The sequence below is a fragment of the Pseudomonadaceae bacterium SI-3 genome (assembly GCA_004010935.1).
In the GTDB taxonomy this organism is placed as follows: Bacteria; Pseudomonadota; Gammaproteobacteria; order Pseudomonadales; family Pseudomonadaceae; genus Stutzerimonas.
Genome location: CP026511.1, coordinates 1276161 through 1290426, shown reverse-complemented (window position 1 = coordinate 1290426; position 14266 = coordinate 1276161). Strand labels below are relative to the sequence as shown.

Genomic DNA, 14266 nt, shown 5'->3' with positions numbered 1-14266 from the left:
CTATCCTTCTTCATGCAGTGATCGGGAATGGGCGGCCAGCTGGCCTGGTGGTTGTTCAGCACCCGGCGTAGTCACCACCCTTTGTCCGGTATGTGAGCGCGATGTCAGGAAAGTCAGAAAGGCCGCAATTAGCAGCAGGGCCATGCCGCTGAGAAAGGTGCTGCGGTAGCCGCTGGTGTCGAACAGCACCCCGCCCAGCATCGAGCCCACGGCGATCGACAGTTGAATCACCGCCACCATCAGTCCGCCACCGGCCTCGGGGTTTTGTGGAAAAGTCCTCGGCACCCAACTCCACCAGCCGACCGGAGCGGCGGTGGCAATGAGTCCCCAGGCGCCCAGAAGCACGACTACAACGCCCGTCGCGTGTCCGAATTGGGTCAGCGACAGTGCGATGACGGCCATCAGCACGGGGATGCCGATCAGCGTCGGATAGAGGCCGCGTTTGAGGACCGAGCTGATCAGCAGCGTGCCGATAAAGCCCATCACCCCGATCACGAGCAGCATCAGCGAGAGCGTGGACACGTCGACCCCTGTCACCGTCTCGAGGAATGGCCGCAAGTAGGTAAACAGCGTGAACTGGCCCATGAAGAACGCCCCGACAGCCAGCATGCCCAAGGCCACCACCGGGTGTTTGAGCAGGCTGAAGACATGAAACGGTTGGGCCTTGCGAGCCTCGGTCGGCATCGAAGGCAGGCTGATCCACTGCCAAATGAGCGCGGCGAGGGCCACCGGGACCAGGCACAGGAAGGCGCCGCGCCAGCCGATGATTGAGCCCAGATAACTGCCCAGAGGAGCCGCGACGACCGTGGCCAGCGCATTGCCGCCGTTGAACACTGCCAGTGCCCGCGGGACCTGATCTTCCGGAACCAGGCGCATGGCCGTCGCCGCGGACATCGACCAGAATCCACCAACCACCACGCCGATTAGCGCGCGGCCAAGCATGTAGGTGAAGTAGTTCGGCGCCAGCGCAACGACCGCGCCAGACAACCCCATGACTCCCGTCAGCAGCAGCAACAGCGCCTTGCGGTTCATGTGCCCAGCGAGCGAGGAAATGAACAGGCTGGTCACCACGGCGAATGCGCCGGAAATCGCAATGCCCTGACCGACGCTCCCCTCGCTGATGTTGAGGTCGGCGGCGATGGGCGTGAGCAGACTGACAGGCATGAACTCGGAGGCGATCAGCGCAAATACGCACATCGACATGGCGAACACCCCGCCCCAATGGGCAGTCTCGTGGTTGTCTAATGTGGCATCGGTTGTGTAGCTGATCATGAGTGGCGATACCCCTGAAGCGGCCTCACTGACCGCAATGCTTGGCCGGCGCGGCGAGCTGCACACCCCACAATCGGTTGCGAGCGACAGCGCCGCGTCTTTTCGTATCAAGCATTCTCCTGGGGTATGGCTTTCCTGATTAGCTAATGAATGCTTAAAGCCGCTATAAGCGCCGCTAATCAGTTATCTATGCCAAGCTAGGCCCATGGTCAGACGCAACCTCAACGATCTCCTCTCATTCGTCACCGTCGCACGTGAAGGCAGCTTCACCCGCGCAGCGGCGCAACTGGGCGTTTCGCAATCGGCGCTAAGCCAGGCGGTCAGCGGCCTGGAGAAACGCCTCGAAATTCGCTTGTTGACTAGGACGACACGCAGCGTCTCGCCCACGCCTGCCGGTGAGCGGCTGCTGCGCGCCATCGGACACCGCTTCGATGAAATTGAGGCCGAGCTGGACGTGCTGACGGACCTGCGCGAGAAACCGGCGGGCACGGTGCGAATCACCTGTGGCGACCACGTGCTGCGAACCCTATTGCTGCCAAAAATCACGCCACTGCTCAAAGCCTTCCCCGACATCAACGTCGAGTTCGACGTCAACTACGGCTTTCGCGACATCGTGGCCGATCGCTTCGATGCCGGTGTGCGCCTGGGCGATACCATCGACAAGGACATGATTGCCATGCCGATCGGCCCGGCGCTGCGGATGGCCGCGGTGGCATCGCCGACATACTTTGCGCAGCACACCAAGCCGACCACACCGCAGGACCTGACCGGACACCGCTGCATCAACATGCGCTTTCCGACCCATGGTGGGCTATACGCCTGGGAGTTCGAACAAGGCGAGCAGGCTCTTAACGTGCGCGTTGAGGGCCAGGTCGTGCTGAACAGCACGCCGCATATCGTGCTTGCGGCGCTGGACGGGCTGGGCATCGCCTTCCTGCCGGAAGACGAGTTCGCCCCGCATATTGAGGAAGGCCGCTTGGTGCGGGTGCTGGACGACTGGTGCGCGCCGTTCGATGGCTACTACCTGTACTACCCGAGCCGCAAGCAACCCTCGCCCGCATTCACCCTGGTGCTCGACGCGCTGCGTCTCGCAGCGACTCAGAACCACGGCTGACGGCAGGCGACCCCACCGGCGCTATACAGGCACTGCATCGGTCCCCTGAGCGAGATCAGGCCATGTTGCGCAGACGGGCCAGGTCCTTGACCGGGGAGGCGCCGAACAAGCGGCTGTATTCCCGGCTGAATTGCGAGGGGCTTTCATAGCCCACCCGGTAACCCGCTGCCGACACTTCCAACCCTTCGGCCACCAACAACCGGCGGGCTTCCTGCAGGCGAAGCTGCTTCTGATATTGCAACGGACTCATGGCCGTCAGTGCCTTGAATCGATGATGCAGGCTGGAGCTGCTGAGATTGACCCGTCGCGCTAACTCATCGATGCGCAGCGGCTCGACGTAGTTGCGATTGAGCCACTCGATCGCATCGTTGACCCGGTGCGACTGACTGCCTTGCAGCGCCACCGCCTGAAGGTGGTGCCCCTGCGGCCCGCAGAGCAGTCGGTAGAACATCTCGCGCACTGCCAATGGCGCGAGGACCGGGATGTCCTTGGGATTGTTTAGCAGGCGCACCAGCCGCAGGGTGGCGTCCAGCAGCGGCGCGTCGATACGGTCCAGATAGAGGCCACGCCCCGCGGTATCTTCTGGCGCTGGCGCCGGGTTGGCGTCGGCAACCAGCCCGGCAATCAGTGATGGGTCGATGTCCAGCCGAATGCAGATGTAAGGCTCATCGCTGGACGCCCGGATCACGCAGCCGGCAACAGGCAGCGTCACCGACACCACCAAATAATGTAGCGGGTCGTAGCGATACAGCTCATCAGCCAGGCGCACTTCTTTGCCGCCCTGAACGATGACGCACAACGCCGGCTTGTGCAGGCCATAAGTCATCTCGCCAGGCGTTGCGCAGCGGATCAGATGCAGCGGCTCGATGGCGGTCGGGTGCATGCCGTCGCCGCTGACGGCGCCTTCGACCAGCCGCGCCAGCTCGGCGCGCTGTGCGCTGGTCTCGTCACTCGATGGGGAGATGAAGGAATTCATGAGCAGCGGGTTCCGGAAAACGGATGAAACAGCTTAGCAGTTCGTTCGATTTTGCCTGAGCGATGGGACCTTTGTGTGCAGAACCGTTCGAGTGCCGGCGATTTGCGGCGAAGCACCCGCAGCCAGCCAATGTGCGCCTCGAATGCTGTCATCGCTATGACATAACGTGATGATACTTTGCCATCACTACGCATTGAGTGCCCCGCCGTGATTCGACGGTTCCTGTCCTCCCCCACGTTTCCTCAGGCGCTGTTGCTATCGCTCTGTATAGCCACGCTGGCACTCCTGTGGGGATCGTATTGGCACCACGGACAGACGTCGCGAAGGGCGGCGTTGCAAGCCAAGGCCGCCGAGCATCTCAGCCTGGCCCGTAGTGCCGTGGAGAACCTGCAACAACGCGTCGACCGGGTGCAGGTCATCGGTCACCTGATGTTGAGCGACGGCTTCAGCTCCGACCGTCAAAGCCTCGCTCGCATGCTTGCCGAGGACCCTACCCTTGAGCGCTTGAATCTCTACGATCTGGGCGGGCGCCTGCTCGCCAGCACGTCTGACTCCCAGCCACTGCCAGAGCAATGGCTCGCGGAATTCAACGCCCATAATGCGCAGTACGGTAACCAGCCCTTCCTGCTACGACCCATGGCGTCGCTGCAGGCCGCAGAGCCTGCAAGCTGGCAGTTACCTTTTCTGATACCGCTGACCGGCCCCGACTCGATTGAGTTGAAGCGCATCCTGTTGGTGCAGTTGGACGTTAGCCCACTCGCCGTTCTACTCAATCACGCCGACCTGGGCGCTACCGGGCTGGTGCGATTGCTGGACAGGGCTGACGAGGGACGGCTCCACTTCACAAACGGTGGGATGTCTGCCGCAGGCAAACGCCTCAGACCCGGTCTGCCTGCAAAGACGGATGCCGGCATGACCACCCAATACAGCACTGATCAGGAATATCAGAGCCTTTACAGCCGCGCGCGTGACAGCGGATTCAGCGTGGTCGTCAGCCAGCAGGTTGGCGAAATCCTCGCGGCCCACCAACGCAGTTTCGGCCGTCAGTTGTGGATGAATCTGGCCATGACGTTGCTCATCCTCGGCGGAGTGATCTGGGCGATGCGGCTGTTGCAGAGGCGCCACGAGGCATTCTGCGCGCTGGAGCAGGCCCATCGGATCGACCAAGAGCGGATCAGTCGTCTGGAGGACGAACATCGGCGCAGCACCCATGCAGCCGCTACCGACCACCTGAGCGGCCTGCACAATCGCCGGCAGTTCCTGGATACCTGCGCTGAAACCCTGGCTCGCCAGCGCAACCTGCGTCGTTTGATGGCAATACTCTTCATCGACATGGATCGCTTCAAATCGATCAACGATTCGCTGGGGCACAAGGTCGGGGATTTGCTACTGCAGGCCGTGGCGGGACGGATCAGCCGCGCGCTGGAACCCGGCGATCAGGCGGCGCGCTTCGGCGGTGATGAATTCGTCGTGCTGCTTGCGGGCGACCGAAGTGAAGAGCAGATCGACACCTGGGTCCGCGATCTGGTGAACAAGCTCACCGCCGTCTATGCCCTCGATGAACATGAGGTCAACACCAGCCCGAGCATCGGTGTCAGCATCTGTCCCCGTGATGGTCAGGAAATCGACGGTTTGATTCGCTGCGCTGACGCGGCAATGTATTCGGCCAAGCAGTCCGGTCGCGGCCAGTATCGGTTCTTCGACCCCTCCTTGAACCTCGCGGATATCAATGAATTCTCGCTGGAGCAGTCGCTGGTTGCCGCGTTGAGCGAACGGCAATTCGTCCTGCACTACCAGCCGCAAATCCGCTTGGATTCGATGCAGGTTTCTGGCTATGAAGCACTGGTGCGCTGGGAGCACCCGCAGTTCGGCCTGCTCTATCCGGATCGCTTCATTTCGCTGGCAGAGCGCAGTGGGTTCATCGTCGCGCTCGGCTGGGAAGTGATACGTCTCGCGCTGGAGGAACTGAAAGGTTGGAGCGCTCAAGGCCGATCCTCGCGACTCGCCGTCAACGTATCGGCCATACAGCTGCGTCAAGCCGACTTCAGCGAACGGTTGCTCAGCGAGCTGGCGCAGCGCGGCATCGAAGCCTGGCAGTTCGAGCTGGAGATTACCGAAACGGTCGTACTCGATGATGAAGGCATGGCCGTCGAGCATCTCGAACGGCTGCGTGTGGCCGGGCTGAACATCAGCCTTGATGACTTCGGCAGAGGCTATGCGGGCTTCGCCCACCTGCACTCGATGCCGCTCAATACACTGAAGATAGACCGGGCGTTGATCGCCCCACTGTCGAACAGCTATGACGACAACCCCATCGTCTCGTCCACCATCACGCTGGCGAAGCGCCTGGGTTTGACGGTGGTGGCCGAGGGTGTGGAAACGCGGGATCAGCTCGTCTACCTGAGGCTGGCGGGCTGCGACATCGCGCAGGGCTATCACTTCAGCCGCCCCATGTCAGCCGAACAGCTCTATCAATACGCTCCGTTCACCAGAACGGCGGAACCCGTATGTGGATGACGCAGCAGCCCGCATCACGGGTCCAGCATTGATAAAAAAACGCCGGCCCTGAGGCCGGCGTTTTCGCAACATGGATCGATCAGCTACGGGCGCGCTCGGCGTCGCGCAGTGCCTTGACCTCATCATGGTTGCGCTGCACGCCCTGCATCTGACGCTCGACCACCGAACGGACATCCATTGGCAGGTCCTTCTCGAGCGCTTTGCGGTAGCTCTTGAGGGCAACGTCTTCGCCACGCTCGCACTCGTTGAGGATGGACTCGTCATCCTTGCCGGTGACCTTGGTCTTCAGGTCGACCCAGCGACGGTGCATATCACCGGCAGTGCTTGTGGAGGTATCCGGATCGCCACCCATGGTGCGTACCAATTGCTGCAGCTCAGCGGCTGCCGTGGCGCAATCCTGGGCACGTTGATTCATGGTGGTCTTCAGCTGCGGATTCTTCAGGTCATCAGCGCATTCGCGGAAGCCCTTCTCACCGTCTTTGCTGGTTTCGATGAGATCGTTGAGTACGGAAATGGTGTCTTTGTTATCCATTGAGAAAGTCTCCTACGGGCTTGGATGAACGGCCGGAAAGAACACGGCCAACCTGTTAAGTCGACTCTGCCGTTTCGATAAAGGTTCAGCCTGTCTGCCCGGTGGAGCCACTACGTTCAGCGAGGAAAGGACAGGCTGAAGCAGGTAACCGATGCATCGCTGGTCACCCGCACTTCACCCCCATGCAGCTGCATGATCGAGCGCACAATTGCCAGCCCCAGCCCGCCAGAGTCGCCCGGTTGGGCACGTGACGGATCGCAGCGATAGAAGCGGTCGAACAGCCGCGGCAGGTGTTCGGCAGCGATGGGCTCGCCGCCGTTTTCGACAGTGATCACCACGTTTTCAGCGGTACGCTCGCTGCTCACGCGGACCTCCGTTCCCGTCGCGCCATAGCGCAGCGCATTGGCGATGAGGTTGGCCAGCGCCCTGCGCAGCAGATCCGGATCGGCGTGCAGGCTGCCGCTCGCCTCGTTCACTACCCGCATCTGCTGCTCTTCGGCAACGCCCTCGAAATAATCACCGAGCTGTTCCACCGTTTCGGCCAGGTCGAGGTCCTGCCGGTGAATTGCCGCATCGACCTGCTCGGTGCGGGCTAAAAACAACATGTTGTTGATCATTCTGGCCAGACGCTCATATTCCTCCTGATTGGAAGCCAGCAGGCTCTGGTAATCCTCCAGCGAGCGTACCCGCCGCAAGGTTTGCTGGGTCTGGCCCATCAGGTTGCTGAGCGGGGTGCGCATCTCATGCGCCAGGTCTTCGGAAAACCGCGACAGCTGGGCAAAACCGGCCTCCAGTCGCGCGAGCATCTGGTTCAGTGCCTCGCTCAACGCGCGCAACTCGCTAAGCTCGGCACTGTCTTCGATGCGCAGATGCAGGTGCTGGACGTCGATCGCCAGCGCACGGCGGGTCAGCTGACGAACCGGCCGCAGTCCTCGTTCGCTCACCAGCCAGCCCAGCAGAAACGCCAGTAGCGCACCGGTGGCCAGGGCCAGCCAGAGTTTCAGGCGGTACGCGGCAAGCATCTGCTCACGCTCGCCCAGCAATTTGCCGGCGATCAGCGTCAGGCCGCCACGTGGTCGTTCGATCTGTATCCAGGCCAACCGCGCCTGATCACCCAGATCCTCCAGCCGCGGGTGATCCGCCGGCGGCAATTGCGGGATCGCCAACTGAGCGGGATTGATCTCGATCAGCGGCGCCCCACTCTCCCCCAGCACCCAAAGCAGACTGTCGCGATTGCCGAGCATGTTGGCGTAGAGCTGAGGTCGCTCGCGCAGCACCTCGATGCTGTCACTGTCATCGAGCAAGGCCGCCATGCGCTCCAGCCGCCCGAGCAGCGCCTGGTCGTCGCGCCAGGCGATCTCGCGCTCCAGTGATTGATAGAGGTAGAAGCCAATCGCACCCAGCAGCGCCGTGCTGACCAGCGCAAACATCAGTGCCAGACGCAGGCTCAGCGAGCGTGGCAGCAGCTTCATTCCGGCACTTCCAACAGGTAGCCCATGCCGCGCACGGTGTGGATCAGCTTGGGCTGGTAAGGGTCGTCCACCTTCGCCCGCAGCCGGCGTATCGCGACGTCGACGACATTGGTATCGCTGTCGAAATTCATCTGCCAGACCTGCGAAGCAATCTGCGCCCGCGACAGGACTTCGCCTTCACGGCTGAGCAGCAGGTGCAACAAGGCGAACTCCTTGTTGGTCAGCGTCAGCCGCTCACCCTGACGCGTGACCCGACGGCGGAGCAGGTCCAGCTCCAGATCGGCGACCTTGAACTGCTCGACCTCACGCGGCGGCCCGCGGCGCAGCAAGGTGCGAACCCGCGCCAGCAGCTCGGCGTAGGAAAACGGCTTGACCAGATAGTCGTCAGCGCCCAGCTCCAGGCCCTTGACCCGGTCTTCCACGGCATCGCGCGCGGTGAGGAACAGCACCGGCGTCTGCGCCTTGCGCCGCACGATCTGCAGCAGTTGCCAGCCGTCGATGCCCGGCAACATGACGTCGAGGATGATCAGGTCGAACTCGCTTTCCTGAATCAGGTGCTGACCGTCCAGGCCGTTGAGCGCGACTTCCACCAGATAGCCCGACTCGCTCAACCCCTTGCGCAGGTAATCGGCCGTCTTGAACTCGTCTTCTACTACCAGTATGCGCATCTGCTTCCTCCGGGCGAGGCGCATAGGCTAGGCGCCCGCGAGCATTTATCCCATTACAAATACGTAATGCGCAGGCAATGGGTTTGACGCGGCCACCAGCACAGGATGGCCCCACCTGCTCCACGGAGCCCATTGAGGAGAAACCGATGCGCATTGTCCCCCTTTCGTTGGTCGGCCTGGCCCTTGCCGGTGCCCAGGCCATGGCCGCCACCCCGCAACCTGTCAGCCAGCAGAACGTCTCGCTGCAACTGGCCAACGCCCTGCTCGACTCGGCCATGGCCGCCTGCCACGCCGAGGGCCGTACCGCCGCGATGGCAGTGGTCGATCGCGGCGGCAACCTGATCGCGCTGCAGCGTGACGACAACGTCGGCCCGCACAACACCATCGCTGCACAGCGCAAGGCCTACACCGCGTTGTCCAGCAAGACACCGACCCGCCTGTTCGGCGAGCGCGCCCGCAACAACCCGGACGCCGCCAACCTCAACACCTTCGATGAACTGTTACTGCTCGGCGGCGGCGTTCCGCTGCGGGTCGGCGACGAAGTCATCGGCGCCATTGGCGTAGCCGGTGCCGGCGGCGCCGAGACCGACGAGGCCTGCGCCACTCAGGCAATCGCAAAACTGCTTCCTTCCAACCGTTAACCGGAGATCAATCCATGACTAACCTGAAAACCCTTTGCGCCAGCCTCGTCATTGCCAGCCTTTCCAGCCTCGCCATGGCTGCCGACAACCCGCTCAGCGTACATGTGCTCAACCTCAACGACGGCCTGCCCTCGCCTGATGTGAAAGTCACGTTGGAAAAGCAGAACGGTAAGCAGTGGACTGCCCTGAACGATGGCGTGACCAACCAGCAAGGCCGCATCACCGCGCTCTATCCGCAGGACAAGTCGCTGGAGAAAGGCACCTACCGCGTCACGTTCAAGACCGGTGACTGGTTCGAGGCGCACGATACGGCGAGTTTCTTTCCGGAAGTCCCGGTGATCTTCGAGGTGGACGGCACCGTGCCGCACTACCACATCCCGCTGCTGCTCAGCCCGTACGGCTTCTCGACCTATCGGGGCAACTGAGCCATCAGAAGGGCCGACTGACAGGTAACCCGACGGGTTGCACCTGTCAGTCGCGGCCTCGTCTAAGTCTGCTGACTGCCACCCAGCGGCCCAGGGCGGCCCAGCAGATAGCCCTGCGCCTTGGTCACCTGAAGCTCACGGAGGATCTCCAGTTCGGCCTCTGTCTCGACGCATTCAGCGACGATCTTGCAGTCGGTCTCCTGACCGAAGCGGATCAATGCCGACGCCAGCGCCCGGCAGTCGCGGTTGCTGTCCATGTTGCGGATCAGGCTACCGTCGAGTTTGATCACATCCGGCTTGAGCTTGAGGATGTGGCGAAAACTCGCATAGCCGGCACCTGCATCATCCACCGCCAGCAGCAGGCCCTGCGCGCGCATGGGTTCGAGCGCTTCGGCGATCAGGTCATAGTCGCGTACTGACGCGTGCTCGGTGACCTCGAGCATCAGCCTGTCCAGGGGCTGGCCGTCTAGCAGGGTTCCGAGTGCCCCGGCGAGGATGGTTTCCGGCGAGACGTTCAACGACAGGTAGCGGTCCTGGCGAATGCCACTCAGGCCTTTCAGGGCTTCCTGGACGAGCGCTATTTCCAGTTCGCATTGCAGACCGACCTGCTCGGCCTCACCGAACCAGAGATCCGGGGTACGTTGTGGTTCGCCGGAGAATCGCGCCAGCGCTTCGTAGCCAACCACGTCGTTCTGCCTCACATCCACGATCGGCTGATACACGACGTTGTACGCCTGTTCACTCAGCACGCTGTTGATGCGCGCGAGCCGCTCCTCCTGTTCGCGCTGCTCCTTGGCCTGAGTCTCGAGCAACCGGCCGGCGAAGTCGGCGAACAACCGCAGGGTATCCAGATCACGTTCGTTCAAGGTGCCGTCAGGCTTGGAACTGAAGCAGCAGAAGGTGCCGTACAAGCGACCATCGCTAAAACGGATCGGCACGCTGATATAGGCGCCGATCGACAATATCTCGGTGATGGGCAGCGCCACCGCTTCGGGCAGTTTGCTGGTGTCGGGGATCAGCTGCGGCAGTCGACCATCCACCACCCGCTGGCAGTAGCTGTCTGAAAGGGGATCGGAGCCGCCCACACATATCGGCGGCGGATCGCTACGGCCGCTTACATGGCGGAACACGCGAAAGCCCTGCACCATCTCGGCGACGAACGCGACATCCATGCCCAGGTGCGAACGCACTGAGCGCAACGCTTCGCAGAGCATGTCACCTACCGTATGGCCCGCTATTTCCAGGTCCCGCAGCATGGCCGCTGGGTCGCCGCCCCGCTCGAAGGCCTCGGGTCCCAGCCGAACGTTCTGCAGCATTCACACCTCCGGTGAAATAGCCGTTTCGTTTCGACGGCTCGGGTTGACGGTCCTTATCCAGCGGCGAGCACAACTGCGCCCCGCTGAATCGTTGGGACCTTTAGTTCAGTGTTGTTGGTTTCTGGCGACTCGCCTGAGTTTTCCGGATGATCGGTCCCCCGCTGCGTGCCTTAAACGCCGATTAGCCTGGTGCTGAACGTTCTGAACCGGTCTGGGCTGCATCCTGGCTGCTCCATCGATTGGCTGAATAGCTGTTGATCACAAGCAGCCACGCCTTAGCAGCCCGCCGCCGCCAAACTCGAAGAAACCCACAAACATAGCCAAGTTGCCGTCCCCGTTCGTTCATGTAACGGACCAGCTGCACGGCCGTCGCCGGGAGCAGCGGCAGCATGCTTTGCCAAGTGTGACCAATCATTTCACGCTAAAGATTGTCCCAAGGGAGTAGCCGCCGCCCCGGTGCGGCGCTCCGATCAGTTGAAACCGCCCTTCGAGCCTAGCCAAAGATGCCGCAATACCTCGCCCCCGTTCCTCGCTGGGAACCCGAAGAACGCCCCTCAATGCCGGGCTCGCCGGCGATCCTGCTGCATCCCATGCCGCTGCGCATCGCCTATGCCTGTGTTGCCGTACTGGTCGGCATCACCGGCGGGCTGGGCAACGCCCTGTTCATCGCCAACCTGCCGAGCATTCAGGGCGATCTGGGCCTGACGCCGTCGCAGGCGGCCTGGCTTCCGGCGGCCTATTTCATGGTCAGCGTGTCGGCCAACCTGCTGATGATCAAGTTTCGCCAGCAATACGGCCTGCGCCGCTTCGCCGAGATCGGCCTGACGCTCTACGCATTGCTGAGCATCGCGCATGTATTCGTCGAAGGCTTTGAAATGGCCGTGTTCGTCCGCGCAGCCAGTGGTCTGGCCGCTGCGACCACCTCCTCCCTGGGCCTGTTCTACATGCTGCAGGCGTTTCGCAAGGTCGATCTGCCCAAGGCGGTGATCCTCGGCTTCGGCATTTCCCAGCTGGGCACACCCTTGGCCTGGCTGATGTCCCCTGCGCTGCTGGTGATGGGCGAATGGCATCGCCTGTATGTGTTCGAAAGCGGCCTGGCGCTCTGCTCGCTGGCCGCCGTGGTGGTGCTCAAGCTACCGCTGGGCGAGCGCATCAAGGTGTTCGAACCGCTGGATTTCCTCACCTTCGCCCTGTTGGCTCCTGCGCTGGCGTTGATCGCGGCGGTGCTGGCCCAGGGGCGCATCCTCTGGTGGACGGAGGAGCCTTGGCTGGGCTACGCCCTGATTGCCGCGCTGCTGCTGTTCTGCGCTGCCTTCATGATCGAACATCACCGGCGCAACCCGTTGCTGCACACACGCTGGCTGGGCACTGCCGAAATGCTGCGCTTCGCCTTCGGCGCGCTGGCGTTGCGGCTGCTGCTTTCCGAACAGACCTACGGCGCGGTGGGCCTGCTGCAGACCCTCGGCATGGGCACCGAACAGCTGCAGCCGTTGTACGCGGTGATCCTGCTGGGCCTGGTCATGGGCATTGCCGGCAGCGCGATGACCTTCAGCCCAACCCGGGCCTTTCCGCAGATCCTGTTGTCGATCGTGCTGATTGCCATCGCCAGCTTTCTCGACATCGATGCCACCAACCTGACCCGTCCCCATGACATGTTTCTCAGCCAGGGCCTGCTGGCCTTCGCCAGTGGCATGTTCCTCGGTCCGCTGCTGATCACCGGTATCGGCCGCGCGCTGCGCAACGGTCCGAACTATCTGGTGACGTTCATCGTCTTGTTCACCATGACCCAGAGCCTCGGCGGCCTGGCCGCACCAGCACTGTTCGGTACCTATCAGGTGATGCGCGAGAAGTACCATTCCAGCCACCTCACCGAACAGGTGGTGGCCGGCGACCCGCGGGTTGCCGGACGTTTGCAGGCCCAGAGCCAGGCGCTGATACCGCGCCAGAACGACCCTCGGCTTCGCCAGGCACTGAGCGCAGCGCAGCTGAGTCAAGCGGCCACGCGCGAAGCCAACGTGCTGGCCTTCAATGATGTATTCCGGCTGATCGGCATGCTTTCCATCGGCGTGTTCGGCTGGACGCTCTATCGCACCCTGCGCATTGCGCAGCAGAACAGGAATTCCGCCTCTCCATGAGCGAACGCACCCAACCCGAGGAACAGCAAAGCCTGCAGCCAGCCCAACCCACGCAGCCCTCTGCGGCGGCCACCGACGCGGGACCGACCCCGGACGATCCGCCGAAAACCATCAAACCGAGCCGTCGTTCGGTGATCCTGATGGTGCTGGTAGCGCTCATCGGCGTGCTGGCGATCCTTTATGCCTGGCAGCTGTGGCCGTTCACCGGCCGCGTGGCGGTCACCGAGAATGCCTATGTGCGCGGACAGATCACCGTGCTGGCCCCGCAGGTTAGCGGCTATGTGACCGAGGTGCTGGTGCAGGACTTCGAAGTGGTCGAGCAAGGCCAGCCATTGGTGCGCATCGATGATCGTCAGTACCGCCAGCTGGTTGAACAGCGCAGGGCCGAGCTTGCAGCGCGCCGCTTCGAGCTCGAGAACCTGGCGCAGACCCTGGCCTCCAACCGGGCGACGCTGGCCGCCCGCCGCGCCGAACTGGCCGCTGCCGAAGCGGAGCTGAAACGGGGCTTGGCGGATGAGAAACGTGTCAACGAGCTGGCCGAACGGGGTTCTGTTTCGATCCGCGAGCGCGATCAGATCCGTGCAACCGCACGCGCCGACTCGGCCCAGGTGCAACAGGCGCGGGCCGCCATCGACATCGCCGAGCAAACGCTGAAGGCCAGTGAAGTCTCACGCGGCGGTTTGCAGGCACAAGTGGAAATCGCAGAATCGGCGCTCAAGCGCGCGCAGATCGACCTGGACAATACGGTAATCGACGCACCGCGCGACGGGCAGGTCAGCGAGGTCACGGTGCGCCAGGGCCAATACGTGACGGCCGGCTCGCAGCTGTTGTACCTGGTGCCGGAGCAGCTCTGGGTAATCGCCAACTACAAGGAGACCCAGACGTTCGCCATGCGTCCCGGACAGCCGGTCGAGATTGAAGTCGATGCCTTGGACGGCGCGCGGCTCCGCGGCCATGTACAGCGCCTGGCCCCTGCCACCGGTTCGGAATTCAGCGTGCTACGCCCGGACAACGCCACCGGCAACTTCACCAAAGTGGTTCAGCGCGTGCCAGTACGCATCTCCATCGCCCCGGATCAGCCACTCGCCAAGCGGCTGCGCCCCGGTCTGTCGGTGGTGACTCATGTGGATACCGGCGCCACAGAGGCAGCGGAGCGATCCACCGCGGACAGTACGCAATGAGCGGCCTGGTCCGCGCC

Annotated in this window: 12 protein-coding genes; 6 read left to right on the top strand and 6 right to left on the bottom strand. The window is 62.7% G+C overall.

The genetic code is table 11. The features are described 5' to 3' along the window. Positions 1 to 1203, bottom strand: a complete 1203-nt coding sequence (locus C1896_06210; protein ID AZZ47548.1) for an MFS transporter — start codon at positions 1201 to 1203, stop codon at positions 1 to 3. 274 nt (positions 1204 to 1477) lie between these two features. Here C1896_06210 and C1896_06205 point away from each other — a divergent pair, with 274 nt between their 5' ends. Continuing rightward, positions 1478 to 2386: a LysR family transcriptional regulator gene (locus C1896_06205; GenBank protein AZZ44544.1), complete on the top strand. Its 909-nt coding sequence runs from the start codon at positions 1478 to 1480 to the stop codon at positions 2384 to 2386. A gap of 55 nt (positions 2387 to 2441) precedes the next feature. Here the strand turns inward: C1896_06205 and C1896_06200 are convergent, their stop codons facing one another. Next, positions 2442 to 3362, bottom strand: a complete 921-nt coding sequence (locus C1896_06200; GenBank protein ID AZZ44543.1) for an AraC family transcriptional regulator CmrA — start codon at positions 3360 to 3362, stop codon at positions 2442 to 2444. Between the two features lie 207 nt (positions 3363 to 3569). Between C1896_06200 and C1896_06195 the strand changes: the two genes are divergently transcribed. After that, positions 3570 to 5879 (top strand): GGDEF-domain containing protein, encoded by a 2310-nt coding sequence (locus C1896_06195; protein AZZ44542.1) that lies wholly within the window; start codon positions 3570 to 3572, stop codon positions 5877 to 5879. Between the two features lie 79 nt (positions 5880 to 5958). Here the strand turns inward: C1896_06195 and C1896_06190 are convergent, their stop codons facing one another. From C1896_06190 to C1896_06180, 3 genes are all read right to left on the bottom strand, one after another. Continuing rightward, positions 5959 to 6411 carry an aldehyde dehydrogenase gene (locus C1896_06190; GenBank protein ID AZZ44541.1) on the bottom strand — a complete coding sequence of 151 codons (453 nt, stop codon included), beginning with the start codon at positions 6409 to 6411 and terminating at the stop codon, positions 5959 to 5961. A 116-nt stretch (positions 6412 to 6527) separates the two neighbouring features. Further along, positions 6528 to 7883: a two-component sensor histidine kinase gene (locus tag C1896_06185; protein AZZ44540.1), complete on the bottom strand. Its 1356-nt coding sequence runs from the start codon at positions 7881 to 7883 to the stop codon at positions 6528 to 6530. Next, complete coding sequence (locus C1896_06180; GenBank protein AZZ44539.1) at positions 7880 to 8551, bottom strand: DNA-binding response regulator; 672 nt, start codon at positions 8549 to 8551, stop codon at positions 7880 to 7882. Before C1896_06180 ends, C1896_06185 begins: the two co-directional genes overlap by 4 nt. 146 nt (positions 8552 to 8697) lie before the next feature. On the opposite strand from C1896_06180, the gene C1896_06175 reads away from it, so the two are divergent. Both C1896_06175 and uraH read left to right on the top strand, forming a co-directional pair. Continuing rightward, positions 8698 to 9192 carry a hypothetical protein gene (locus C1896_06175; GenBank protein AZZ44538.1) on the top strand — a complete coding sequence of 165 codons (495 nt, stop codon included), beginning with the start codon at positions 8698 to 8700 and terminating at the stop codon, positions 9190 to 9192. A gap of 14 nt (positions 9193 to 9206) precedes the next feature. Then, positions 9207 to 9617, top strand: a complete 411-nt coding sequence (uraH, locus tag C1896_06170; GenBank protein AZZ44537.1) for a hydroxyisourate hydrolase — start codon at positions 9207 to 9209, stop codon at positions 9615 to 9617. A gap of 62 nt (positions 9618 to 9679) precedes the next feature. Here uraH and C1896_06165 read toward each other — a convergent pair whose 3' ends face one another. After that, complete coding sequence (locus C1896_06165; protein ID AZZ44536.1) at positions 9680 to 10933, bottom strand: diguanylate phosphodiesterase; 1254 nt, start codon at positions 10931 to 10933, stop codon at positions 9680 to 9682. Positions 10934 to 11490: 557 nt separating this feature from the next. On the opposite strand from C1896_06165, the gene C1896_06160 reads away from it, so the two are divergent. Together C1896_06160 and C1896_06155 are read left to right on the top strand one after the other, a co-directional pair. Continuing rightward, positions 11491 to 13068: an MFS transporter gene (locus C1896_06160; GenBank protein AZZ44535.1), complete on the top strand. Its 1578-nt coding sequence runs from the start codon at positions 11491 to 11493 to the stop codon at positions 13066 to 13068. Then, positions 13065 to 14249, top strand: coding sequence for a hemolysin secretion protein D (locus C1896_06155; protein AZZ44534.1), 1185 nt, complete (start codon positions 13065 to 13067; stop codon positions 14247 to 14249). Before C1896_06160 ends, C1896_06155 begins: the two co-directional genes overlap by 4 nt. Positions 14250 to 14266 lie beyond the last annotated feature (17 nt).

Coding starts and splice junctions, on each gene's coding strand:
- C1896_06210 (AZZ47548.1), bottom strand. CDS start 1,203: ATGTCGATGTGCGTATTTGCGCTGATCGCCTCCGAGTTCATGCCTGTC.
- C1896_06205 (AZZ44544.1), top strand. CDS start 1,478: ATGGTCAGACGCAACCTCAACGATCTCCTCTCATTCGTCACCGTCGCA.
- C1896_06200 (AZZ44543.1), bottom strand. CDS start 3,362: ATGAATTCCTTCATCTCCCCATCGAGTGACGAGACCAGCGCACAGCGC.
- C1896_06190 (AZZ44541.1), bottom strand. CDS start 6,411: ATGGATAACAAAGACACCATTTCCGTACTCAACGATCTCATCGAAACC.
- C1896_06185 (AZZ44540.1), bottom strand. CDS start 7,883: ATGAAGCTGCTGCCACGCTCGCTGAGCCTGCGTCTGGCACTGATGTTT.
- C1896_06180 (AZZ44539.1), bottom strand. CDS start 8,551: ATGCGCATACTGGTAGTAGAAGACGAGTTCAAGACGGCCGATTACCTG.
- C1896_06175 (AZZ44538.1), top strand. CDS start 8,698: ATGCGCATTGTCCCCCTTTCGTTGGTCGGCCTGGCCCTTGCCGGTGCC.
- uraH (AZZ44537.1), top strand. CDS start 9,207: ATGACTAACCTGAAAACCCTTTGCGCCAGCCTCGTCATTGCCAGCCTT.
- C1896_06165 (AZZ44536.1), bottom strand. CDS start 10,933: ATGCTGCAGAACGTTCGGCTGGGACCCGAGGCCTTCGAGCGGGGCGGC.
- C1896_06160 (AZZ44535.1), top strand. CDS start 11,491: ATGCCGGGCTCGCCGGCGATCCTGCTGCATCCCATGCCGCTGCGCATC.
- C1896_06155 (AZZ44534.1), top strand. CDS start 13,065: ATGAGCGAACGCACCCAACCCGAGGAACAGCAAAGCCTGCAGCCAGCC.